At 70.7% G+C, this 22,153-nt stretch carries 19 protein-coding genes; 4 read left to right on the forward strand and 15 right to left on the reverse strand.

Annotated features, from left to right (window positions below; genetic code table 11):
* Positions 1-20: 20 nt before the first annotated feature.
* On the forward strand, positions 21-2,201 hold the full coding sequence (locus tag IM725_RS08510; protein ID WP_407692512.1) for a penicillin-binding protein 1A: 2,181 nt from the start codon (positions 21-23) through the stop codon (positions 2,199-2,201).
* 54 nt (positions 2,202-2,255) lie between these two features.
* Here the strand turns inward: IM725_RS08510 and IM725_RS08515 are convergent, their stop codons facing one another.
* The 9 genes from IM725_RS08515 to IM725_RS08555 are packed head-to-tail and all read right to left on the reverse strand — an operon-like array spanning position 2,256 to position 11,780.
* Positions 2,256-3,020, reverse strand: a complete 765-nt coding sequence (locus IM725_RS08515) for an enoyl-CoA hydratase (RefSeq protein ID WP_193780152.1) — start codon at positions 3,018-3,020, stop codon at positions 2,256-2,258.
* A complete protein-coding gene (locus IM725_RS08520) occupies positions 3,017-3,607 on the reverse strand; it encodes a 2-hydroxychromene-2-carboxylate isomerase (RefSeq protein ID WP_193780153.1) in 591 nt (196 codons plus the stop codon). Before IM725_RS08520 ends, IM725_RS08515 begins: the two co-directional genes overlap by 4 nt.
* Positions 3,607-4,347, reverse strand: coding sequence for an SDR family oxidoreductase (locus IM725_RS08525; protein ID WP_193780154.1), 741 nt, complete (start codon positions 4,345-4,347; stop codon positions 3,607-3,609). Before IM725_RS08525 ends, IM725_RS08520 begins: the two co-directional genes overlap by 1 nt.
* Before the next feature lie 4 nt (positions 4,348-4,351).
* On the reverse strand, positions 4,352-5,158 hold the full coding sequence (locus tag IM725_RS08530) for an acyl-CoA thioesterase (protein ID WP_193780155.1): 807 nt from the start codon (positions 5,156-5,158) through the stop codon (positions 4,352-4,354).
* Between the two features lie 52 nt (positions 5,159-5,210).
* Positions 5,211-6,419, reverse strand: a complete 1,209-nt coding sequence (locus IM725_RS08535) for an acetyl-CoA C-acyltransferase (protein WP_193780156.1) — start codon at positions 6,417-6,419, stop codon at positions 5,211-5,213.
* A gap of 2 nt (positions 6,420-6,421) precedes the next feature.
* Positions 6,422-8,815, reverse strand: coding sequence for a 3-hydroxyacyl-CoA dehydrogenase/enoyl-CoA hydratase family protein (locus tag IM725_RS08540; protein WP_193780157.1), 2,394 nt, complete (start codon positions 8,813-8,815; stop codon positions 6,422-6,424).
* A 1-nt stretch (position 8,816) separates the two neighbouring features.
* Positions 8,817-9,266 carry a DUF2147 domain-containing protein gene (locus IM725_RS08545; RefSeq protein WP_193780158.1) on the reverse strand — a complete coding sequence of 150 codons (450 nt, stop codon included), beginning with the start codon at positions 9,264-9,266 and terminating at the stop codon, positions 8,817-8,819.
* Complete coding sequence (locus IM725_RS08550; protein WP_193780159.1) at positions 9,263-11,059, reverse strand: acyl-CoA dehydrogenase C-terminal domain-containing protein; 1,797 nt, start codon at positions 11,057-11,059, stop codon at positions 9,263-9,265. The genes IM725_RS08545 and IM725_RS08550 overlap by 4 nt, the downstream gene beginning before the upstream one ends.
* 4 nt (positions 11,060-11,063) lie before the next feature.
* On the reverse strand, positions 11,064-11,780 hold the full coding sequence (locus IM725_RS08555; RefSeq protein WP_193780160.1) for a TetR/AcrR family transcriptional regulator: 717 nt from the start codon (positions 11,778-11,780) through the stop codon (positions 11,064-11,066).
* 180 nt (positions 11,781-11,960) lie between these two features.
* Between IM725_RS08555 and IM725_RS08560 the strand changes: the two genes are divergently transcribed.
* A complete protein-coding gene (locus IM725_RS08560; RefSeq protein WP_193780161.1) occupies positions 11,961-12,308 on the forward strand; it encodes a hypothetical protein in 348 nt (115 codons plus the stop codon).
* Between the two features lie 22 nt (positions 12,309-12,330).
* On the opposite strand, the gene IM725_RS08565 is transcribed toward IM725_RS08560, so the two are convergent.
* A complete protein-coding gene (locus IM725_RS08565) occupies positions 12,331-13,347 on the reverse strand; it encodes an HDOD domain-containing protein (protein ID WP_193780162.1) in 1,017 nt (338 codons plus the stop codon).
* A gap of 134 nt (positions 13,348-13,481) precedes the next feature.
* Here IM725_RS08565 and IM725_RS08570 point away from each other — a divergent pair, with 134 nt between their 5' ends.
* The gene (locus tag IM725_RS08570; protein ID WP_227753685.1) at positions 13,482-13,937 is read left to right on the forward strand and encodes a glycine zipper 2TM domain-containing protein; all 456 of its coding nucleotides are present in this window, start codon (positions 13,482-13,484) and stop codon (positions 13,935-13,937) included.
* A gap of 88 nt (positions 13,938-14,025) precedes the next feature.
* Here IM725_RS08570 and IM725_RS08575 read toward each other — a convergent pair whose 3' ends face one another.
* The 5 genes from IM725_RS08575 to IM725_RS08595 all read right to left on the reverse strand — a co-directional run bounded on the left by IM725_RS08575 (position 14,026) and on the right by IM725_RS08595 (position 21,322).
* Positions 14,026-14,349 carry a hypothetical protein gene (locus IM725_RS08575; RefSeq protein WP_227753686.1) on the reverse strand — a complete coding sequence of 108 codons (324 nt, stop codon included), beginning with the start codon at positions 14,347-14,349 and terminating at the stop codon, positions 14,026-14,028.
* 616 nt (positions 14,350-14,965) lie between these two features.
* On the reverse strand, positions 14,966-15,235 hold the full coding sequence (locus IM725_RS20365) for a GNAT family N-acetyltransferase (protein ID WP_227753687.1): 270 nt from the start codon (positions 15,233-15,235) through the stop codon (positions 14,966-14,968).
* Between the two features lie 132 nt (positions 15,236-15,367).
* Positions 15,368-15,619 carry a ShlB/FhaC/HecB family hemolysin secretion/activation protein gene (locus tag IM725_RS08585; protein WP_193780164.1) on the reverse strand — a complete coding sequence of 84 codons (252 nt, stop codon included), beginning with the start codon at positions 15,617-15,619 and terminating at the stop codon, positions 15,368-15,370.
* Between the two features lie 12 nt (positions 15,620-15,631).
* Positions 15,632-16,264 carry a ShlB/FhaC/HecB family hemolysin secretion/activation protein gene (locus IM725_RS08590; protein WP_193780165.1) on the reverse strand — a complete coding sequence of 211 codons (633 nt, stop codon included), beginning with the start codon at positions 16,262-16,264 and terminating at the stop codon, positions 15,632-15,634.
* A gap of 237 nt (positions 16,265-16,501) precedes the next feature.
* Positions 16,502-21,322: an NAD-glutamate dehydrogenase gene (locus IM725_RS08595; RefSeq protein WP_193780166.1), complete on the reverse strand. Its 4,821-nt coding sequence runs from the start codon at positions 21,320-21,322 to the stop codon at positions 16,502-16,504.
* Between the two features lie 251 nt (positions 21,323-21,573).
* Here IM725_RS08595 and IM725_RS08600 point away from each other — a divergent pair, with 251 nt between their 5' ends.
* The gene (locus tag IM725_RS08600; RefSeq protein WP_193780167.1) at positions 21,574-22,137 is read left to right on the forward strand and encodes a GspH/FimT family pseudopilin; all 564 of its coding nucleotides are present in this window, start codon (positions 21,574-21,576) and stop codon (positions 22,135-22,137) included.
* Positions 22,138-22,153 lie beyond the last annotated feature (16 nt).

Raw genomic sequence — 22,153 nt, forward strand, 5'->3', positions numbered from 1 at the left:
AGCAGGATCACCAGGCCCCGCTGCGCCATGGCGTCGCGGCAGGGCGCGGCGGCCGCGGCCGGGCCGGCCGGCAGCGGGGCCTGGTGATCCTGCTCGCGCTGCTGCTGGTCCTGCCGCTGCTGGCGCTGGCCGGCGCCGGCCTGTGGGCCGCCGGCATCGCCGCCCGCGCACCCACGGAGGCGCAGATCCAGGCCCGGCCGCACAGCGAATACCCGGCGGTGATCCTCAGCGCCGACGGGCGCGAGCTGGCCAGCTTCCGCCGCACGCACCGGGAGTGGGTGCGGCTGGACGAGATCTCCAAGCCGGTGGTGCAGGCGCTGCTGGACACCGAGGACCGGCGCTTCTACCAGCACGGCGGGCTGGACCTGCGGCGCACGCTGTCCGCGGCCTGGCACACCGTGCGCGGCGACCTGCAGGGGGGCTCCACGCTGACCCAGCAGCTGGCGCGCAACCTCTTTCCCGAGGAGATCGGGCGCGCGCCCACGCTGGAGCGAAAGATCAAGGAGGCCGTTACCGCGCTGCGGCTGGAGCATCTCTACCGCAAGGACCAGATCCTGGAGATGTACCTGAACACGGTGCCCTTCCTCTACAACGCCTACGGCATCGAGATGGCGGCGCGCACCTACTTCCAGAAATCGGCGGGCGAGCTGGACACGCTGGAGGCCGCGACGCTGGTGGGCATGCTCAAGGGCACGACCTACTACAACCCCGTGCTCAACCCGGACCGCGCGCGCGCACGGCGCAACATCGTGCTGGCGCAGATGGCGCGTGCCGGCGACCTGGGCAGCACGCAGCTGGCCCAGCTGCAGGCGCGCCCGCTGGGCCTGGACTTCGAGCGCCAGGAGGACGACCTGGGCATCGCGCCGCACGTGGCGCAGCAGCTGCGCCAGTGGCTCTCGGGCTGGGCCGACGACCACGGCTACAACATGTACACCGACGGCCTGGTGGTGCAGACCACCATCGACTCGCGCCTGCAGACGCTGGCGGCCCAGGCCGTGGCGCGGCAGGGCGAACGCCTGCAGGCTCTGGCCGTCGCCGACCGCAAACGGCGGCGGCAGCCCGCGCCGCCGCTGCTGGAGGTGGCCTTCCTGGCGCAGGACCCCGCGAACGGCCACATCAAGGCCTGGATCGGCAGCCGCAATTTCCGCGACGACCAGTTCGACCACGTGGCGCAGGCGCGGCGCCAGCCCGGCTCCACCTTCAAGCCCTTCGTCTACGGCGCCGCTTTCGCGCAGGGCATCAACCCGGGCGAGACCTACCTGGACCAGGCGGTCGAGATCCCGGTGGGCAACGGCGTGTGGAAGCCCGGCGACGTGCACGAGACCACCGGCCTGCCGACCACGCTGCGCGACGGCCTGGTGTATTCCAAGAACTCCATCACCGCGCAGCTGGTCCAGCGGGTGGGCGCGGCGCCGGTGGCCAAGCTGGCCCAGGCCATGGGCGTGCGCCAGAGCCACCTGGACGTGGTGCCCTCGCTGGCCCTGGGCACCAGCCCGGTCACGCTCAAGGAGATGGTCAGCGCCTACGGCACCATCGCCAACGACGGCCGCTACATCGAGCCCGTGCTGGTGACGCAGGTGCGCGACCGCCACGGCCGCGTGCTGCAATCCTTCGCTCCGCCGGCGCCCGAGGCCGCGCTGGACCCGGAGGCGGACCGCGTGCTGCTGGACGTGATGCGGGGCGTGGTCGACGAAGGCACGGGCGCCGGCATCCGCAGCCGCTTCGGCCTGCGCGGCGACCTGGCGGGCAAGACCGGCACCACCCAGGACAACACCGACGGCTGGTTCATCCTCATGCACCCGCAGCTGGTGGCGGGCGCCTGGGTCGGCTTCAACGACCCGCGCAACACCATGCCCGATGCCTGGGGCCAGGGCGCGCGCAACGCGCTGCTGGTGGTGGGCGATTTCGCCCAGCAGGCCGAGAAGGCGCGGCTGATGGATCCGCGTGCGGTGTTCCAGGCGCCGCACGTGCACTACGAGCCGCCGCCCGATCCTTCCGTGATGGACCGCATGAACCAGTGGATCCAGAGCGTGTTCCAGGGCAATGCCCGCGTGGAGACGCCGGCTGCACCGCCGGTGGCGATCGGCACGCCCGCGCCGCCGCCGCGCGAGGTCGGCAACCTGGGCGCCATGGGGGCCGGGCCCCCGGGCGCGATGACGCCGGACGGCGGCATACGCATCCTGCGCGAAGGCCGGCCCTGAGCGGGGTGCGTCCGCCCCGCTCGAAGGAAGACAGCCGGCCCCCGGCCCTTGCGCTCAGACCTTGCTGAAGTCGGGCTTGCGCTTTTCCATGAAGGCGGTGAAGGCCTCGCGGGCGGCCGGTTCACGCAGCATGCGGCCGAAGCTCTTGCCTTCCTCGTCCATCTGCTCGATCACCCGCGCCTGCTGGCCGTGCTTCATCAGGCGCTTGGTCTCGATGAGCGAACTCACCGGCTTGCCGGCCAGCTTGCGGGCCAGGGCCTGTGCATAGGCGTTCGCCTCGGTGGGCGGCACCACGCGATTGACCAGGCCGACTTCCTGCGCCGCCTCGGCCATGAAGGGCTCGCCCAGCAGCAGCGCCTCGGCGGCGCGGTGGTAGCCCATCATCTGCGGCACCAGCAGGCTGGACGCCGCCTCCGGGCACAGGCCCAGGTTGACGAAGGGCATGGAGAAGGCGGCGTTGTCGCCCGCCACCACCAGGTCGCAGTGGAACAGCAGGGTGGTGCCCACGCCCACCGCCGGCCCGCACACCGCCGCCACGACGGGCTTGGGAAAGGCCGCGATGCCGCGCAGGAAGCGGAACACCGGGGAGCCCTCGCCCGAGGGCGGGTTGTTTAGGAAGTCGTTGATGTCGTTGCCGGCCGAGAAGATGGTCTCGTGGCCCTGCAGCAGCACCACGCGCACCGAGGCGTCGGCGGCCGCGGCCTCCAGCGCGTCGGCCAGCTGGCCGTACATCGCGGCCGTGAGCGAGTTCTTGCGCTCCAGGCGGTTCAGGGTGAGGGTGAGGACGCCGGCTTCGGCGTGGCTGAGGATCTCGCTCATGACAGGGCTTCCTTGACGAATTCGATACGGTCCTGGCCCCAGAACATCTGGTCGCCGACAAAAAAGGTGGGCGCGCCAAACATGCCGCGCTCGATGGCACGCTGCGTGGCCTGCTTCAGCGCGTCCTTCACGTCCGCCTCCTGCGCGAGCGCGACCAGGGCCTGGGCATCGAAGCCCGCCTGCCCGAGCACGCGGCCCACCACCTGCGCATCGTTCATGTTCTCGCCGTCGACCCAGATGGCGCGCAGCACCGCGTCCACATAGGGCTCCAGGCGGGCCGGATCGCGCAGGGCGAGGCCGGTTGCGCCGCGCATCAGCAGCAGCGTGTTGATGGGGAAGTGCGGATTGTGCTTGAAGGGCACCCCGTAGCGCGCAGCATGGCGCTGGAAGTCTTCCATCATGTAGCGGCCCTTGGCCGGCACCATCATGGGCGACTGGTTGCCCGTGGCCTGGAACACGCCGCCCAGCAGGATGGGGATGCGGTTCACCGTCGCGCCGGTCTCGCGCGCCAGGCGCGGCAGCTGCGTCCAGGCCAGGTAGGCGGCCGGGCTGCCCACGTCGAAACAGAAGTCCACCGTCTTGCTCATCAGAATTTCTCCATCCAGGGCCGAAGGTCGAGCTCGTGCGTCCAGGCATCGCGGGGCTGCTGGTGCAGCATCCAGTAGTTCTCCGCGATGTGGTCGGGGTTGAGGATGCCATCGTGCTCGCGCAACGCATAGCGCTCGGGGAAATTCTCGCGGATGAAGGCGGTGTCGATGCCGCCGTCGACCACCACGTGCGCCACGTGGATGCCGCGCGGCCCCAGCTCGCGCGCGCAGCTCTGGGCCAGGGCCCGCAAGGCGTGCTTGGCACCGGCGAAGGCGGCGAAGTTCGCGCCGCCGCGCATCGAAGCCGTGGCGCCGGTGAAGAGCAGGGTGCCGCGCCCGCCACCTTCACGCGCCACCATGCGCCTGGCGACCTCACGGGCGCACAGGAAGGCGCTGAAGCAGGCCATCTCCCAGACCTTGAAGTACTTGCGCGCGGTCTCGTCGAGGATGCTGCTGGGCACGTTGGCGCCGATGTTGAAGGCCATCACCGCGATGGGGCCGATCTCGCGCTCGATGCGCTCGACCAGGGCCACGACCTCCTCCTCCTTGCGGGCGTCGGTGCCGAAGCCGTGCGCCACGCCGCCGGCGGCGCGGATCTCGGCCAGCAGCGGCTCCAGCTTCTCAGCGCTGCGGCGCACCGCGCAGGCCACCAGGCCGCCGCGCGCGAAGCGCTTCGCGATGGCGCCGCCGGTGGCGTCACCAGCACCCACCACCAGGGCCACGGGCTGTCGTGTGTCCATCGCGCTACTCCTTGTAGTACATCCACTGGTGGCTGGAGGCGAGCAGCGTGCCGGCCTCGTTCCACAGCAGCGCCGCCTGGTCGTTGTAGCCGGCGCGGAAGCCCTGGGCCTGCGCCTGGCCGAGCACGAAGCCGGTGCCCGTCTCCGCCAGCTGCTGCGGACCGGCATGGTAGTACACCGTCATGGTCACGGTGCCCAGCGGCACCAGGGTCGCGCGGCGGCGCCAGATACGCGGGATGAAGACGTCGGCCAGGGCCGTGAGCGAGAGCCAGTCCAGCGGGCGGTGCGGGTCGTCGCGCATCCAGAGCAGGCTGCGGCTGTGGCCGCTGTCGCTGGCGTCCCAGGTGGCCGGCGGCTCGCCCTCCACCACGCGCAGGTCGTAGCGGCGGGTCCAGGTCACGCGGGCCGGGTCGCTGCGCGGCAGGTCCAGCGGGCGGGGCACCACGGGCGCCAGCGCCTCGGTCATCTCGAAGGTGTCGCGCCGCACAGCCGTGATGGCGGTCGCGGTGAGCACCGTTTCGCCGCCCTGCAGCATCTCCACCCACCAGTGCTGGGTGGAACGGTTGGTGCGCGCGGGCCGGGCCCGCAGCTCATAGGGGCCGTCGGCGACCGCGGCCGCGAAATTCACCGTGAGCGAGACCGGCTCGCCCAGGCGCTGCGGGTGCAGCAGCACGGCGTGCAGCAGGGCCGCGGCGCTGATGCCGCCGAAGGGCCCGATCATGTTGGCCCAGCCGGGGTGGGTGTGGCCGGTCCAGCAGCCTTCGCCGGCCGGCGCCAGGGCCACCGCCTCGTCGAACAGGGTGCGGCTCATGTGGCCGTGCCTTCGCAATGCATCCAGGTCTCCTCGCTCCGGAGGGCCGGGGTCACACGCGCTCGAAGATCCCTGCCGCGCCCTGCCCCATGCCCACGCACATGGTCACCATGCCGTAGCGCAGATTCTTGCGCCGCAGCGCGTGCACCACTGTCGCCGACCGGATAGCGCCGGTCGCGCCCAGCGGGTGGCCCAGGGCGATCGCGCCGCCCATGGGATTGACCTTGGCCGGGTCCAGGCCGAGCGTGTTCATCACGGCGAGCGACTGCGCGGCGAAGGCCTCGTTGAGCTCGATCCAGGCTATGTCGTCCTGGCGCAGGCCGCCCGCGCGCAGGGCCGCCGGAATCGCCTCCACCGGGCCGATGCCCATGATGTGCGGCGGCACGCCCCGGCTGGCGTAGCTCACAAAGCGGGCCAGGGGCTGCAGGTTGAAGCGCTTCACGGCCGCCTCGCTGGCGAGGATGAGCGCCCCGGCGCCGTCCGAGGTCTGCGAGCTGTTGCCCGCGGTGACGCTGCCACGGGCGGCGAACACGGTGCGCAGCTTCGCCAGGCCTTCCGGCGTGGTGTCGGCGCGAGCGCCCTCGTCCAGCGAGACGGTGCGCGGCGTGACCTTCACCTCGGCAGAGGCCAGGTCCAGCTCGCGCTCCTCCACGGTCACGGGCGTGATCTCGTCACCGAACTCGCCCGCCTGCATGGCCGCCAGCGCCTTCATGTGCGAGCGGTAGGCGAACTCGTCCTGCGCCTCGCGCGAGACCTTCCACTGCTGCGCCACCTTCTCGGCCGTGAGGCCCATGCCGTAGGCGATGCCGTAGCGGTCCAGGTCGTCGGGGTTGCTGAAGATCGCGGGCGAGAGCGAGGGCGAGTTGCCCATCATGGGCACCATGCTCATGCTCTCGGTGCCGGCAGCCACCATCACGTCGGCCTCGCCGACGCGGATGCGGTCGGCCGCCATCTGGACGGCCGACAGGCCCGAGGCGCAGAAACGGTTGACGGTGATGCCGCCCACGCTCTTGGGCAGGCCGGCCAGCACCGCGCCCACGCGCGCCACGTTCAGGCCCTGCTGGGCCTCGGGGATGGCGCAGCCGCAGACCACGTCCTCGATGGCGGCGGGGTCCAGGCCCGGCACCTGGGCCAGCGCGGCACGCAGCGCCATCGCCAGCAGGTCGTCGGGCCGGGTCTGGCGCAGGTAGCCGCGGTGCGAGCGCCCGATGGGCGTGCGGGTGGCGGCGACGATGTAGGCGTCCTGGAGTTGCTTGCTCATGTTCAGTTCCTCAGCGGCTTGCCCGTGGAGAGCATGGCCAGGATGCGATCCTGCGTCTTCGGGTGCTGCACCAGCTCGCAGAAGGCGCGGCGCTCCAGCGTCATCAGGTACTCCTCGGTCACCAGGGTGCCCGCGTCCACGTCACCGCCGGTGACCACGTGGGCGATCAGCGAAGCGATGTGGAAGTCGTGGCCGCTGATGAAGCCGCCATCACGCAGGTTCACCAGCTGGCCCTGGATGGTGGCCCGGCCGCTGCGGCCCGCCACCGGGAAGGGCCGGCGCAGCGGCGCGCGCCAGCCCGCCTCGGCCATGGCCTTGGCCTGCTGGATCGCCACGTAGAGCAGCTCGTCCTTGTGCGGCACCACGATGTCGTCGTCCAGCAGGTAGCCCAGCTGGCGCGACTCCAGCGCGCTGGTGCCCACCTTGGCCATGGCGGCGGCCTCGAAGCCGGCGGACAGGAAGGGCAGCAGGTCCTTGTGGGCCGTGCGCGCCTGCAGTTCGGCGGCGCGGCGCGCGATATAGGTCAGGCCACCGGCGCCGGGCACCAGGCCCACGCCCACTTCGACCAGGCCGATGTAGCTCTCCAGCGCGGCGACGCGGCGCGCCGAGTGCACGGCCAGCTCGCAGCCGCCGCCCAGCGCCATGCCGCGGATCGCGGACACCACCGGCACGCCGGCGTAGCGCAGGCGCAGCATGGTCTGCTGCATGAAGCCCTCGGCGTCCTCGATGGCGGCCACGCCCACGGCCATGAAGGCCGGCAGCATGGCCTGCAGGTCCGCGCCGACGGAGAAGGGCTCGTCGCCCGACCAGACCACCAGGCCGCGGAACTCGCGCTCGGCCGTGTCCACGGCCAGCTGCAGGCCCTCGCACAGCTCGGGGCTGATCGCGTGCATCTTGGTCTTGAGGCTGGCGATGAGGATGTCCTCGTCCAGCGTCCACAGGCGCAGGCTGGCGTCCTCGTGCACGGTGCGGCCGGCCGTCTTCCAGTCGGAAGCCGCCTCGCCGCGCACGGTCTCGGGGAACAGCTGGCGCTGCTGCACGGGCCGCTGTCGCGGCGCCTCGAAGCGGCCGCTGGTGGGGTTCCAGGACCCTTCAGCAGTGTGCACGCCGCCGGCCTGGGCCACCGGGCCTTCGAACACCCAGGCGGGCAGCGGCGCCGTGGACAGCGCCTCGCCCTTGGCGATGTCTTCCTGCACCCACTGCGCCACCTGCAGCCAGCCGGCCTCCTGCCAGAGCTCGAAGGGGCCCTGTTGCATGCCGAAGCCCCAGCGCAGCGCCAGGTCCACGTCACGCGCGGTCTCGGCGATGCTGCCCAGGTGCACGGCGGCGTAGTGGAAGCTGTTGCGCAGGATCGCCCAGAGGAAGCGGCCCTGCGGCCCCTCGCTCTCGCGCAGCAGCTTCAGGCGCTGGGCGGCCGGCTTCTTCAGCATGCGCGCGTACACCTCGTCGGCCTTGCCGCCCGCCGGCACGTAGCTGCGGCTTTCGAGCTCGAAGCGCAGCACCTCGCGGCCCTGCTTGCGGTAGAAGCCGGCCTTGGTCTTCTGCCCCAGGTGGCCCATCTCCAGCAGCACCTTGAGCACCTCGGGCGTGGCGAAGCTGGCGTAGAAGGGGTCGCTCGCCGCGTCCAGGTTGTCCTGCAGCGTGCGCACCACGTGCGCGAGCGTGTCCAGGCCGACCACGTCCGCGGTGCGGAAGGTGCCGCTGGAGGCGCGGCCCAGCTTCTTGCCGGTGAGGTCGTCGACGACGTCGAAGGCGAGGCCGTATTTCTCGACCTCGCGCAGCGTGCCCAGCATGCCGGCGATGCCGACGCGGTTGGCGATGAAGTTCGGCGTGTCCTTGGCCCGCACCACGCCCTTGCCCAGGCCGGTGGTGACGAAGTCGTGCAGCGCGTCCAGCACCGCGGGGTCGGTCGCCGGTGTGGGGATCAGCTCCACCAGCTGCATGTAGCGCGGCGGGTTGAAGAAGTGAATGCCGCAGAAGCGGGCGCGCAGCGCCTCGGGCAGGGCCTCGCCCATCGCGGTGATCGAAAGGCCCGAGGTGTTGGAGGCGACGATGGCCTGCGGCGCGATGTGCGGCGCCACCTTGCGGTACAGGTCCAGTTTCCAGTCCATGCGCTCGGCGATGGCCTCGATCACCAGGTCGCACTCGCCCAGCAGGGCGAGGTCGTCCTCGTAGTTCGCGGCGCGGATCAGCGCGGCGTCGGTCGCCACGCCCAGCGGCGCAGGCTTCAACTTCTTCAGGTTCTCGATCGCGCGGGTGACGATGCCGTTCTTGGGGCCCTCCTTGGCGGGCAGGTCGAACAGCACCACCGGCACCTTCAGGTTCACGAGGTGGGCGGCGATCTGCGCGCCCATCACCCCGGCGCCGAGCACGGCGACTTGTCGGACGGTCTTCATCTCAGTTCTTTCCGTTGGGCGCGACGCGCGTCCAGACCTGCGTGCGGTAGAAGGGGCCCAGGAAGCCACGCACCTGCAGCTTCTGGCCGCCTTCCAGCAGCGCCATCTTCAGCCGGTATTCACGGCCGTTCTCCGGGTCCAGGATCTGCCCGCCTTCCCACACCTCGCCGTCGGCGGCCTTGCGGCCGCCGCGGATGATCTCCAGCCCCACCATGGGCTGGCCCTTGCGCTCGTCCTTGCACTCCACGCAGGTCTCGTCGGGCTTGGCGTCCTTCCTCAGCACGCGCTCGATGCGGCCGGTGAGGCCCTGGGGCCCCTCGGCGATGCGGATCTCGGCCTTGGCCTCGCCGGTCTTGTCGTCGATGTTGCGCCACAGGCCCACGGGCGAGGACTGCGCGAGCGCGAGCAGCGGGGCCAGCGCCAGCAGGGTCGCGGCGAGCAGGCGCTTCATGCCAGCGCCGCGTCGGTGTCCATGAGGGCCTTCACGCCCGAGCGCGCCTGGCGCATCAGCATGGCCGTCTCGGGGAACAGGCGTGCGAAATAGAAGCGTGCGGTCTGCAGCTTGCCCTGGTAGAACGGGTCGGTGTTGCCGGCCTGGATCTCGCGCAGCGCGACCTGCGCCATGCGGGCCCAGAAGTAGCCGAACACCAGGTGGCCGGCCACGCGCAGGTAGGGCACCGCGGCGCCGCCCACTTCGTCGGCGTTCTGGAAGGCGCGGAAGCCCAGCTCGGTGGTGAACTTCGTCATCTGCTCGCCCAGCATCGCGAGCGGGTTGATGAACTCGGCCATCTTCTCGTTCACGCCTTCCTCCTCGACCAGCTTGCCGATGAGCTTGCCGAACTTCTTCAGCGTGGCGCCCTGGTTGCCCAGGATCTTGCGGCCCAGCAGGTCCAGCGACTGGATGGTGTTGGTGCCTTCGTAGATCATGTTGATGCGCGAGTCGCGCACGTACTGCTCCATGCCCCACTCGCGGATGAAGCCGTGGCCGCCGAAGACCTGCAGGCATTCGGAGGTCGCGATCCAGCCGTTGTCGGTGAGGAAGGCCTTCACGATGGGGGTGAGCAGCGCCACCATCTCGGCCGCCTCCTTGCGCACCTTCTCGTCGGGGTGGCTGAGCTCGCGGTCGATCAGCAGGGCCGAGTACATGGCCAGCGCGCGGCCACCCTCGGCGTACGCCTTGGCCGTCATCAGCATGCGGCGCACGTCGGGGTGCACGATGATGGGGTCGGCCGGCTTGTCCTTGGCCTTGGTGCCCGAGAGCGAGCGCATCTGGATGCGGTCCTTGGCGTAGGCCAGCGCGTTCTGGTAGGCGACCTCGGTCAGCCCCAGCGACTGGATGCCCACGCCCAGGCGGGCGGCGTTCATCATCACGAACATCGCGGCCAGGCCCTTGTTCGGCTGGCCGACCAGGGTGCCCACGGCACCGTCCAGCACCATCTGGCAGGTGGCGTTGCCGTGGATGCCCATCTTGTGCTCCAGGCCGCCGCAGTAGATGCCGTTGCGCTCGCCCAGCGAGCCGTCCTCGTTGACGCGGAACTTGGGCACCACGAACAGGCTGATGCCCTTGCTGCCCGCGGGCGCATCGGGCAGGCGGGCCAGCACCAGGTGGACGATGTTGGAGACCAGGTCGTGCTCACCGGCGCTGATGAAGATCTTCTGGCCGGTGATGCGGTAGCTGCCGTCGGCCTGCGGTTCGGCCTTGGTGCGCAGCAGCCCGAGGTCGGTGCCGCAGTGCGGTTCGGTCAGGCACATGGTGCCGGTCCATTCGCCGCTGGTGAGCTTGGGCAGGTACATGCGCTTCTGCGCCTCGGTGCCGTGCGCGTGCAGCGCCTCGTAGGCACCGTGCGTCAGGCCCGGGTACATGGTCCAGGCCTGGTTGGCGCTGTTGAGCATTTCATAGAAGGCCTGGTTGACCACGATGGGCAGGCCCTGGCCGCCGAAGTCCGGATCACAGGACAACGACGGCCAGCCCCCCTCCACGTACTTGTGGTACGCCTCCTTGAACCCTTGCGGGGTCGCCACCTCATGGGTTGTCTTGTCGAGCGTGCAGCCCTGTGCATCGCCGCCCTGGTTGAGCGGGAAGGTCACTTCGGCGGCAAACTTGCCACCCTCTTCGAGGATGGCGTTGATGGTGTCCACATCGACCTCGGCATGCCGCGGCATGGCCTGGTACTCGTCGGCGACCTTCAGCACCTCGTGCATCACGAAGCGCATGTCGCGCAGCGGCGGGTTGTAGATGGGCATGGAACTACTCCTTGGAAGGGCGTGAGGCCTTGCGGCGCGCGGCCGTGGCGGGGGCGGTCGGCGCGTCGCAGGCGCCGGCGCCGGCGTTGCGAAGAATGTTGCGGAAACCCGCCTCGGCGCGGGCGATCGCGCCCGGGCTTTTCAGGAAGCGCGCCTCGTAGTGCAGCGCGAGGATCAGGCCGTGGATCTCGAACAGCACCTGCGCCTCGTCGACGCCGGCGTCCAGATGGCCCTCTTCCTTGGCCGAGGCGATGGCGCGGATCATGGCGGCGTGCCAGGTGCGCACGGAGCTGGCCAGCGCGTCGCGCACCGGGCCGGCCCGGTCGTCGAACTCGACCGCACCGCTGATGTAGATGCAGCCCGAATCGATCTCGATCGAGGTGCGCTTCATCCAGTTGGCGAACAGGGCGCGCAGGCGCGGCAGGCCGCGCGGCTGCGCCATCGCCGGATAGAACACCTCGTCCTCGAAGCGCGTGTGGTACTCGCGGATGACCGAGATCTGCAGTTCCTCGCGCGAGCCGAAGTGGGCGAACACGCCCGACTTGCTCATCTGCGTCACTTCGGCCAGGGCGCCGATGGACAACCCCTCCAGCCCGATCTGCGTCGCCAGGCCGAGCGCGGCCTCGACGATGGCAGCCTTGGTCTGCTGGCCCTTCAACAGGCCGCGGCCGGACTCGCGGGACGGGCGTGAGGGCTTGGCAATCGGATCGGGGTCGGACATGGGCGAAATAAAACGAACGGTCGTTCTATTTTGCACCAAAGGCCGTCCCCGTTGGGCGTTCGACGCATATTAGGGTCCGGTGACTAGGCCGCCGCGCCGCCGTCATGCGGGCGCGCAAAGTGAGGTAAGCAGTCATTGCAGAGCAGGCTGGGGCCGATGCGCGGTCCTAGACTGCCGCCCATGCAGACAACCAAGCTCAGCACTGCGCTGCACTTCCAGGTGGTGGCCCTCCTGGAACGCTACGAGAACCATGCCACCCAGCTGGTGGAACGCTGGCTGGACCCCGAGCTCTACCGCCGCGTCAGCGGCGAGATCGAGGAACTGGTGCAGCGGGCGGCCGCCCTGCCGGGGCTCGCCGCGTCCGCCCTGGCGTTGCGCATCGCCCACTCCGAGCTGCTGGGGGCGCTGTGGCAGGACCGCGCCGGCCGCGCGGGGTGCCACCCCGCGCCCGCCACCCTGGTGCAGCGCCACGGCGATTGCGTGCACGCGCTGCGCAGTGCCTGCGTGCGGGCCCTGCAGGCCGGCTGAGGCGCCTGGCGACGGCCCGGGGTCAGTCTTCGGCCCACACGCGCGCGACGGCGGGCGCAAGCCCCGGGGGCGGCGCCACTGGCGCCCCCGCGAGCAGCATCTCGCGCCGCAGCGCGACCAGCGACTCGGCCTGCGCCAGCCTTGCGGTCAGCACCGCCAGCCCATGCGAAGGCGCGGCCGCCGCGTCGGGGCGCATCGAGCTGCCCCAGGCCGTGAGCAGCGGGCCCAGGCCCCAGTCCGGCAGCAGGAGGGACAGGATGCGGTCGCGCCGCAGGGCCAGGCCCTGCACGGCCCCCGGCACCCCGAGCAGCCCCTGGTCCAGCACGAGCTCGGCGCCCGCGGGGGTGCGCAGCTGCAGCAGCGCGCTCCAGCCCACGCTGTGCAGCAGGCCCGCGAGGCAGGCCTCCACGCTGTCATCGCCGGCTTCGCGCGCCAGCGCCGCACCCAGGCGCGCGCAGCGGTCGGATTCTTCCCAGATGCGGGGCGCCGCGCGGGCAGAGAGGCTGTCGCCGTCAGCCTGGAACAGAGGGCGCACCAGCACGCGCGCGATCACCTGCTTCAGGCCTTCGGCACCCAGCAGGTCCACCGCCTGCGCCACGTCGCCGCCCTCGCCCTGGCGTCCGTAGAGGGCCGAGCGCGCGAGCCGCAGGGTCTCGGCGGTGAGCACCGCGTCGCGCTGGATCTGCTCCACCACCTCGCGCCGGCTCCACGCGTCCGAGCGCAGGGCATTGACCAGGCGGGGCACCAGGTTGGGCGCGCGGCGCAGCAGCCGGCCCGCGGCCGCCTCGCGCACCAGCGCGGCGTCCAGGATCGCCAGGAGCTGCGCCACGCGCACAGGCTCCGCGGGCGGGCCGCCGGGCAGTGCCAGCATCCAACCCAGCACCTCGGGCGAAGGCAGGCCGCCCATGGCGGCTCGCGGGCCGCTGCGGCTGTCGTCCAGCCACGGCAGGGTGGTGTCGAAGGTGGTGGCGGCGCGCGCCTCCCGGGCCGCCGCGCCGGGAGACTTGCGCAGGCGCCGCCACAGCCGGGCCAGGTCCATGCATACCCTCGAAAAGGAAGAGCATGCATGGTACGTGCAAAAGGCGGGCATGGCCGACAGCGGCCTGCGCGGCCGGCCTACCGCGCCGGGCCACGCGCGCGCGCACAGTGGTGCCAGAGCAGGAGGATCGCGCCATGACCCGACGTCACCATCACCCCGCAGCCTGGGCGCTGGCCGCTGCCTTCGCCCTGCCGCTGGCCGCCCACGCCCAGGGGCCGGGGCCCATCGCACCCCAGGCCCCCTGTCCCCACTGCGGGGTGGTGGAGTCGGTGGTGCCGGTGGAGCGGCATGCGCCCACCAAGGGCATCGCCGGCACCGGCATCACGCCCGGCATGGCGATCGGCGGCGTGGTCGGCGGCGTGCTGGGCAACCAGCTCGGTGGCGGCAGCGGCAAGGCCGCCACCACCGTGCTCGGCGCAGCAGGCGGCGCCTATGCCGGCCACTACGTGGAGAAGAACAAGGGCCGCTACACCGCCTACCTGATGCGCATCCGCATGCAGGATGGCAGCCTGCGCACCGTGGAACAGACCCGCGCGCTGCCGCGTGGGGCGCGGGTGGTGGTGGAAGGGAACCGGGCGAGACTGGCGTGAGGGATCGATGCCTGCGAAACGCATAGGCCTCGCGGCGCATACGCTCTAACCAGTCAACCTTGAGCGCGCCTTCAGGGCGCGCAGTGCATCAGGCGCATTGGTACGGGCTCTCACCCGACAACTCTTTCTTGGTTTCCCAGTCGGTGATCACCACCTTGGACTTCGGGAACCTGATGCACAACGCGTTGCGAACGGTATAGATGCTTCGGCCGAAGGCCATGTTGGTGAGCTTGTTGAGCTGAACCCCGTCAGCATCGACGGCCTTGACTTCGTAGGTACCCGTGAGGGTTACGCAGCCTGCCAGGGCGAGGCAGGTCACGGACAAAGGAAGAGATTTCATCTTCGGCCCGGTGTTGGTGAATGGGGGAGTAAGATCCTGCCGAGAGGAGACAGGGCATTTGCTGCTCGGCATCTCCACGGGTATGAACTCACAAGGCTGCGCAGGTCGCGCACTGCGGCAGTATTCGAAGTTGGCCTGCCATCCCCGTGGATGCCAAGGTGCCTCCTCTATGCCCTGCCAAGTGTTTGGTATTCCGAACGCGTCTGTTGTAGCCCGTGCTTGTATCAGGGCTCTATTTTCAGGACAAGGATAAAAATACCTCGGGAAGGCCTGAGCAAGGCAGATCAGCAGCCCAGAACCAGACGGCACCCGACTTGAGCGCCTGCAGCGGCTCGATGCGTCATGGCCCAAGGCCAGCGTCGTTCTCTCCGGAGACCCTCCGGCCGACGATGACCTGTTCGCGGCGATGGTTGGGGCTGGGCTGCGCATCGAAGGCGTGATGGCAAAGCGAAGGGGCAGCCCCTACCGGCCAGGCCTACGCAGCGCGGACTGCAATTCACCCGTGCAAGCCGCCTGCCGCGGCGCAAAGCCCAAGTTCGTTCGGACGAGGCGAACTCTGACTCAATTCGAAAAACTCAAGAAAATCCATGCGATTTAGCGGCCTGCCTTCCTTCTGTCGGCCAAGGTGACGCTGCGCTCCAACGAGATGCGAAACCGAAGCCCAGGCTGAATGCCGGACTTCGACGGCTTAAGGAAGCTGCTCTACGAGCACACCACCGTTGGCCACGATGACACGCTGAGAGGCGAAGTTGTGAGGATCGGTGGTGAGGTCAACGAAGGGAAGTCCGAGGGACGCAGCCTCAGGCAAGAGCTGGGCCAATGCCGACTTCGCGTAGCCAAGCCCCCGCTTCCAGGGCACCACCCCAAAGCCGATATGGCCATGGAAGTGAGGCGGCAGTTCTGTCGTTCCGATTTGCCAGCGCAAATCGATGTTGCCGCAGAATTCTCCGTCCCACATCCAGCGCCGAAGCCCGGGCAAGCGCTTCAGAACTGAGCCGTCCGGCAGCGTTACGGGTGGCCTTTGGCTTCTAGGTCGTCCATTCTGGCGATGAACCCCTCGGAGTCAGCGCGCACACGAGCAAGTTCGTTCTCAGCTGCGTTGGGAAGCTGAGGAACAGGCGACCACGGGTGCGGAATAGTGCAAGGTGAGCGCGCGGTTGCCTCGGGGACCCGCGTCGGCCCAGCCGGCACTTTGGCCCAGCGTGGCATAGAAGAGATCGTTCAGGCCCAGCGCGTTGTCCAGGCTCAGTGTGGCGCTGGCCTGCAGCTTCCCCGTACCGCGGCTGCCGCTGTCGTCCAGGGTGAAGGTGGTGCGCCAGCTCTTCTGCTGCGACCAGTTCACCACCAGGTCGCTTTAGCCCGGGCCCAGCGAGGCGTCGGAAGCCGGCTCGATCTGGATGTCGGCTCGCGCCGTGGGGACGCGTTGCAACGCTTCCAGCGCCTGTTCGATGTCCCTCAGGTTGAGAACGTCGCCGGGCCGCAGCGGCGGGATTGCGCCCGCCCTGGGGAAATCTCCTCGAATGCCTGCGATTCGACCGGGCAGTACGGTGAAGGTCAGGACACCTTGCGCGACCTGCTGGGTCGGAACGAGAACGCGCGAGGTGACATACCCGCGCCCGATCAATCCGTTTTGCAGGCGGGTCCCCAGCAGATCGATGCCGCGGGCCCCGATGCAGCGGCCGATGGGATCCTCACCCGGCCCGGCGAGCCACAGCGGAAGCTCGTCCTCGCGAACCGCCAGGGGTTCCTGGCCCTCGATGACGATGGCGTTGACCCGGACGCATGGAAGCTCCTCGGGCAACCGTCCCACTCGGGGCGTCGGGTTCCGCTGCAGCTGAATGCTGGGGGAGGGCTGCAACAGCTCGCGGAACTGCTCTTGGCGCTCGCGCTCCCTGCGCGCCTGATCGCTCAGGGCATCAACGCCCTGAGCATGGACTGCGCCGGAAAGGACGCCAATAAGAACCCACGTGGGCCTGCACTCCACCATGCATCGCATGGTGGTCCGGCCAGGCCCTCACGACGCCTGGCGCGCGCGTTTTGTCTGATCCTCCTGGTATGCGCGCGTGCCCGGGACGCGGAGGATGCGACGATTCATTACAGAGAACATGGCATCGGTGTCGCAGAAGCCATTGTTCGTTCTCGATCGCCTCAAACAGTCCCGCACCAGGCGCCCGTTGTTGCCGGCCCACAGGACACCTTGTCCCCGACGAGCCGGTCGTGCGCGTCAACCCTCGACGAGGTTGCGAAGCTCCCGCAACGCCACCGACAGCATCGCCAGGTCCGGGCTCGCCGCCTCTCCCAGTTCCGTCACCAGCCGCTGCGCCCGCGCGAAAGCGAGCGGATTGCGCGCCTGCCAGCCCGCCACCCGCGCCTCGCCATCGCCCTGCGGCTGGCTGGCCGCGTCCAGCGTGATGGTGCGGCGAAGGCCCGCCAAGTCGGAGGCTAGCGCCGCCTTGGCCAGTACCTGCCAGCGGTTGTCGGTGGGCAGGGCCTCGATCTGCACCCGCAGGCGCTCCAGGCCCAGGCGCTCGCCCACGATCGCGGCCACGTCCGCCGTGGTGCCCAGCGCGCAGCGGGCCGTCTCGGCGATCTCGGCCACGTCGAGCGCGCCGAAGAGGCGCTGCGCCGAGGCCACGGTCGCCGCCAGCGGCGCCGGCACGCCCACCTGCTGCCAGGCAAGCGCGCGCAGGTCGTCCGCACCGGCGGACTGCAGGCGTTCGCGCACCAGCGCCACGGCCGGGCCCAGGCGGGCCACCAGGGCGTCCAGCGGCTCGGCGCCGCGGCGCGAGCGCAGGAACCAGTCGCAGCCGCGCTCCAGCAGGCGGCGCCATTCCAGCGCCATCGCGGCCTGCGCCTCGTCGGGCACGCGGTTGTCCAGCGCCTCCACCGCCTGCCACAGGGGCACGCTGCCAAAGGCTTCGCGGGCGGCCAGCCAGGCGCGCACGACACGGTCGGCGCTGGCCCCGGTCTGCTCGGCCATCTGCCAGACGAAGCTGGGGCCGACACGGTTCACCATGCTGTTGACCACGTAGGTGGCGATGATCTCGCGCCGCAGCGGATGGCGCGGGATGTCCTCGCCGAAGCGCTCCTGCAGCGCCTTCGGGAAGTAGCGCTGCAGCACGCCCGCGACCCAGGGGTCCTCCGGCAGCTGCGAGCCCAGGATCTCGTCGTACAGCCACATCTTGCTGTAGGCCAGCAGCACCGCCAGCTCCGGTGCGGTGAGGCCGGCGCCCCGCGCGCGACGCTGCGCGATCTCCTCGTCGCCGGGCAGGAACTCGATGCCCCGGTCCAGCCGGCCGGCCTTCTCGAGGAAGCGGATGAAGCCGGCCTGCTCGTCCAGCATCTGGGGCGCCGTGCGCCGCGCGATGGAAAGCGCCTGCGTCTGGAAATAGTTGTCGCGCAGCACCAGCGCCGCGACCTCGTCGGTCATGGTGGGCAGCAGCGCGTTGCGCGCCTCGCGCGTGAGGCGGCCCTCGCCCTCGGCCAGGCCCAGCAGGATCTTGATGTTGACCTCGTGGTCCGAGGTGTCCACGCCGGCCGAGTTGTCGATCGCGTCGGTGTACAGGCGAACGCCCGCCATCGCCGCCTCGATGCGCCCGCGCTGCGTGAAGCCCAGGTTGCCGCCCTCGCCCACCACCTTGCAACGCAGCTCGCGGCCGTCGATGCGCAGCGCGTCGTTGGCGCGGTCCCCGACCTCGGCATGGCGTTCGCTGGACGCCTTGACGTAGGTGCCGATGCCGCCGTTGTAGAGCAGGTCCACCGGGGCCTTCAGGATGGCCGAGACCAGCTCGGCGGGCGCCAGCCGCTCGGCGGTGATGCCCAGCACCTCGCGCACCTGCGGCGAGAGCGGGATGGACTTCTCGCTGCGCGCCCAGACGCCGCCGCCGGCGGAGATGAGCCCCGCGTCGTAGTCGGCCCATGACGAGCGCGGCAGCTTGAAGAGCCGCTCGCGCTCGGCGAAGGAGGCCGCGACCTCGGGCGCCGGGTCCAGGAAGATGTGCCGGTGGTCAAAGGCCGCCACCAGCCGGATGTGGCGCGACAGCAGCATGCCGTTGCCGAAGACGTCGCCCGACATGTCGCCGATGCCGGCCACCGTGAAGTCGGTGGACTGGATGTCCCTGCCCAGCTCGCGGAAGTGGCGCTTCACGCTCTCCCACGCGCCGCGTGCCGTGATGCCCATGGCCTTGTGGTCGTAGCCCACGCTGCCGCCCGAGGCGAAGGCATCGCCCAGCCAGTGGCCGTACTCCTCGCTCACCGCATTGGCGTAGTCCGAGAATGTGGCCGTGCCCTTGTCGGCCGCCACCACCAGGTAGGGGTCGTCGCCATCGGCGCGCACCACCTGCGGCGGCGGCACGGGCTGGCCCTTGACCAGGTTGTCGGTGAGGTCCAGCAGGCCGCGCAGGTAATCCTGGTAGCAGGCCACGCCCTCCTTCATGAAGGCCTCGCGCTCGCTGGCCGGCGGCGCTTTCTTCAGCACGAAGCCGCCCTTGGAGCCCACCGGCACGATCACGGTGTTCTTGACCATCTGCGCCTTCACCAGGCCCAGCACCTCGGTGCGGAAGTCGTCCGGCCGGTCGGACCAGCGCAGCCCGCCGCGCGCCACCTTGCCACCGCGCAGGTGGATGCCTTCGAAGCGCGGCGAGTAGACCCAGATCTCGTACAACGGGCGCGGCTGCGGCAGGCCGGGCACGGCCGCGCTGTCCAGCTTCAGGCTGAGGAAGGCGCGGCGCGGGCCGGCCTCGCCGCTCGCGCCCGTGCCGGTGCGCCAGAAGTTGGTGCGCAGGGTGGCCTGCACCAGGGCCAGCAGCTGGCGCAGCACCTTGTCCTCGTTGAGGTTCTCCACCTTGTCCAGCGCCTGGGCGATGGCACGCACCTGGGCGGCGGCGGCCTCGGCGTCGTGCTGGGCCGGGTCGAAGCGAAGGCGGAACAGCGACACCAGCATGCGGGCGATGCGCGGGTGGGCCGCCAGCGTGGCGGCGATGGTGGCCTGCGATTGCGGGAAGCCGATCTGCCGCAGGTAGCGCGCATAGGCCCGCAGGACCACGACCTCCTGCGCCGGCAAGGCCGCCAGCAGCACCAGCCGGTTGAAGTCGTCGCCCTCCACCTCGCCGCGCAGCACGCGCGCGAAGCCGTCCTCGAACAGGGCCGCCAGCGCATCGGGCGCGACCTCACCGGAGAGCGCCGCCTCCAGCTCGAAGTCGTGGATCCACAGCGCGCTCGCGTCCCCGGCCTGCGGGTTCTGCACCTGCCAGCTCGACTCGGCGATCACACGCGCGCCCATGGCCTCCAGCAGCGGCAGGCTGTCGGACAGCACCAGGGGCTGGCCGCGGCGGTAGACCTTCAGGCCCAGCGCGCCCGGCCGCGCCGGGTCACGCGCATACAGCGCCAGGCCCAGGGGCTGCGCGGCGTCCAGCGCGTCCAGCTTGCCGACGTCCGGCACGGCGGCCCGTGCATCGAAGCGCTCCCTGTAGCTGGCCGGGAAGGCCGCGCCCCAGCGCTTGTGCAGCGCGAGCCCCTCGGCCTCGCCGCGTGCCTCGACCAGGGCGTCGCGCAATTCGTCGTCCCAGCGGCGTGCGGCCGCGGCCAGCTGGCGCTCGACCTCGCGCGCATCGACCACCGGGATCGCGCCGGGCGTGGTGCGCACGGTGAAATGGATGCGCGCCAGGACCTGCTCGGTCAGCATCACGTCGAACTCGGCGCTGCTGCCGGCGTAGGCCGCCATCAGGATGCGCTGGAACTTCACCCGCAGGTCGGTGGAGTAGGCATCGCGCGGGACGTACACCAGGCAGGACACGTAGCGCTCGAAGGGGTCGGTCCAGGCGAACAGCCGCAGCCGCTGGCGCTCGCCCAGCGCCACGATGCCCATGGCGGTGCCGTACAGGGCCTCGTCCGGCACCTGGTACAGGTCGTCGCGCGGATAGCTCTCCAGCACATGCACCAGGGCCTTCGCCAGGTGGCTGCCGGCAGGCAGGCCGGCGCGCTCCACCACCTGCGCCACCTTGCCGCGCAGCAGCGGGGTCTCGTCCACCCGGGCGCTGTAGGCGGTGGAGGTGAAGAGGCCCAGGAAGCGGTGCTCGCCCACCACGCGGCCCTGGTCGTCGTAGCGCTTCACGCCCACGTAGTCGGTGTAGCCGGCGCGGTGCACCGTGGATCGCGTGTTGGACTTGGTCACCACCAGCACCGGGCTGGGCGCGGCGGCGAGCGCTCGGGCCTGCGGCGGAAGCGCCATGAAGCTGGCCGAGAGCGTGTCGCCGTCCTGCTCGCGCAGAACGCCCAGGCCGCTGCCCGGCACCACGCGCAGGGCCGCCCCGCCTTCGTGCTGCACCAGGTCGTGGTTGCGGTAGCCGAGCAGGGTGAGGTGGTCGTCGGCCAGCCACTGCAGGAAGGCGCGGCTCTCGGCCACCTCCGCCAGCGGCACGCTGCCGGGCGCGCGCCCGAGTTCGTCGGTGACGGCCGCCAGCCGCTCCAGCATGGCGCGCCAGTCGCCCACCGCGGCGCGCACGTCGCCCAGCACGTGGCGCAGCCCCTCGGCCAGCGCGGCCTGGCGCTCGGCGTCCAGCAGCCGGTCGATTTCGATGTGGATCCAGGATTCGCGCGGGGCCTGCGGCGCCTCGGCACGCGGCGCGATCGCGCCCAGCCGGCCCTGGCCGTCCCGCTGCACCGCGAAGATGGGGTGCACGATCAGGTGCAGGCCCAGGCCCTGGCGGCTGATCTCCAGGCTGCTGGAATCGACCAGGAAGGGCATGTCGTCGTTCACCAGCTGCACCACCGTGCGGCGCGGGCCGCTGCCTTCCCCGGCGCCCGGGCTGTGGATCTGCATGCGCAGTTCGCCGGGCCGGCGCTGCTCGCCGAGCGAGAGGTGGGAGACCAGCGCGGCCAGGAGGTCTTCCGGCGAGCGGGCGCTCACATCATCGCTGTCGAGCCGGCGGAAGTAGTCCGCCGCGGTGGCCTGGACCTTCTGCCGGGTGGCGCCCGCAAGGCTCGTGGCCGCAAGCGCGATCACCGCTTGCACGCGGTCATGGATCTGGGGGGTGGTGGCGTTCATGGGGTCTCTTGTTCTCGTGAAGCGGGCTTGTGGCCCGTGCCCACTCTAGGACCGCCCGCCCGACGGCGCAAATGCCGCTTTCCAGCCGGGTTATGCGTGCGACGCATAACCCGGACTCAGCCGTTCCGTTCCCTGGAAGTGATGTTTCGTTACCGCCCAGGACGATTTGCGATCCCGATGCCCGCGCCCCGCCGCTGCTGCCTAAGGTCATGCCAGGACCGCAGTTCGGCACTACATCCCAGGGAGGTTTCATGCACGACGCCATCACGAACACGGGCAGATTCACAGGCACCAGGCGGCGCGCGTCCGGGCGCGTGCTGCCCGACCTGGTGGCGGGCCTGCTCGTGGCCGGCATTCTGGGCGGCCTGGCGGCGCCCAGCATCCACGACAGCTGGCAGGCCCGCCGCAGCGCCGCACAGGCCCGCGATTTCGTTGCCGACCTCGCCTATGCGCAGGAGCAGGCCGCGCGGCGCGGCAAGCGGGTGGGCGTCTGCGCGGGCGCGGGGGCCGATTGCGGCCTGCGCAACCACTGGGGGCATGCGCGCACGGTCTGGGTCGACATCGATGGCAACGGCCGGCTGGACCCGGGTGAACCGGTGCTGCGGGTCAGGCCGCAAGGGTCGACGGACCCCAGCCTGTTCAGCACCGCGGGCACGGCCAGCGTCGCCTTCGGTCCCGACGGCCGCCTGCAGGGCCTGCCCGGCACGGTCCACACCTGGGCGCTGCGCGCCCCGGGCCAGGAGGCCGTGCAGTGCATTCGGGTGAACAACGCGGGCCGGGCCCTGCTGGCCACGGGCCACGCCACCTGCGCCTGAGGCGCAGCCCGCCGCG

Source organism: Ramlibacter aquaticus (genome assembly GCF_015159745.1).
GTDB lineage: Bacteria > Pseudomonadota > Gammaproteobacteria > Burkholderiales > Burkholderiaceae_C > Ramlibacter > Ramlibacter aquaticus.

Coding starts and splice junctions, on each gene's coding strand:
- IM725_RS08545 (WP_193780158.1), bottom strand. CDS start 9,266: ATGAAGCGCCTGCTCGCCGCGACCCTGCTGGCGCTGGCCCCGCTGCTC.
- IM725_RS08555 (WP_193780160.1), bottom strand. CDS start 11,780: ATGTCCGACCCCGATCCGATTGCCAAGCCCTCACGCCCGTCCCGCGAG.
- IM725_RS08550 (WP_193780159.1), bottom strand. CDS start 11,059: ATGCCCATCTACAACCCGCCGCTGCGCGACATGCGCTTCGTGATGCAC.
- IM725_RS08590 (WP_193780165.1), bottom strand. CDS start 16,264: ATGGTGGAGTGCAGGCCCACGTGGGTTCTTATTGGCGTCCTTTCCGGC.
- IM725_RS08535 (WP_193780156.1), bottom strand. CDS start 6,419: ATGAGCAAGCAACTCCAGGACGCCTACATCGTCGCCGCCACCCGCACG.
- IM725_RS08565 (WP_193780162.1), bottom strand. CDS start 13,347: ATGGACCTGGCCCGGCTGTGGCGGCGCCTGCGCAAGTCTCCCGGCGCG.
- IM725_RS08570 (WP_227753685.1), top strand. CDS start 13,482: ATGACCCGACGTCACCATCACCCCGCAGCCTGGGCGCTGGCCGCTGCC.
- IM725_RS08520 (WP_193780153.1), bottom strand. CDS start 3,607: ATGAGCAAGACGGTGGACTTCTGTTTCGACGTGGGCAGCCCGGCCGCC.
- IM725_RS08540 (WP_193780157.1), bottom strand. CDS start 8,815: ATGAAGACCGTCCGACAAGTCGCCGTGCTCGGCGCCGGGGTGATGGGC.
- IM725_RS08515 (WP_193780152.1), bottom strand. CDS start 3,020: ATGAGCGAGATCCTCAGCCACGCCGAAGCCGGCGTCCTCACCCTCACC.
- IM725_RS08525 (WP_193780154.1), bottom strand. CDS start 4,347: ATGGACACACGACAGCCCGTGGCCCTGGTGGTGGGTGCTGGTGACGCC.
- IM725_RS08560 (WP_193780161.1), top strand. CDS start 11,961: ATGCAGACAACCAAGCTCAGCACTGCGCTGCACTTCCAGGTGGTGGCC.
- IM725_RS08575 (WP_227753686.1), bottom strand. CDS start 14,349: ATGCCGAGCAGCAAATGCCCTGTCTCCTCTCGGCAGGATCTTACTCCC.
- IM725_RS08530 (WP_193780155.1), bottom strand. CDS start 5,158: ATGAGCCGCACCCTGTTCGACGAGGCGGTGGCCCTGGCGCCGGCCGGC.
- IM725_RS20365 (WP_227753687.1), bottom strand. CDS start 15,235: ATGTGGGACGGAGAATTCTGCGGCAACATCGATTTGCGCTGGCAAATC.
- IM725_RS08600 (WP_193780167.1), top strand. CDS start 21,574: ATGCACGACGCCATCACGAACACGGGCAGATTCACAGGCACCAGGCGG.
- IM725_RS08595 (WP_193780166.1), bottom strand. CDS start 21,322: ATGAACGCCACCACCCCCCAGATCCATGACCGCGTGCAAGCGGTGATC.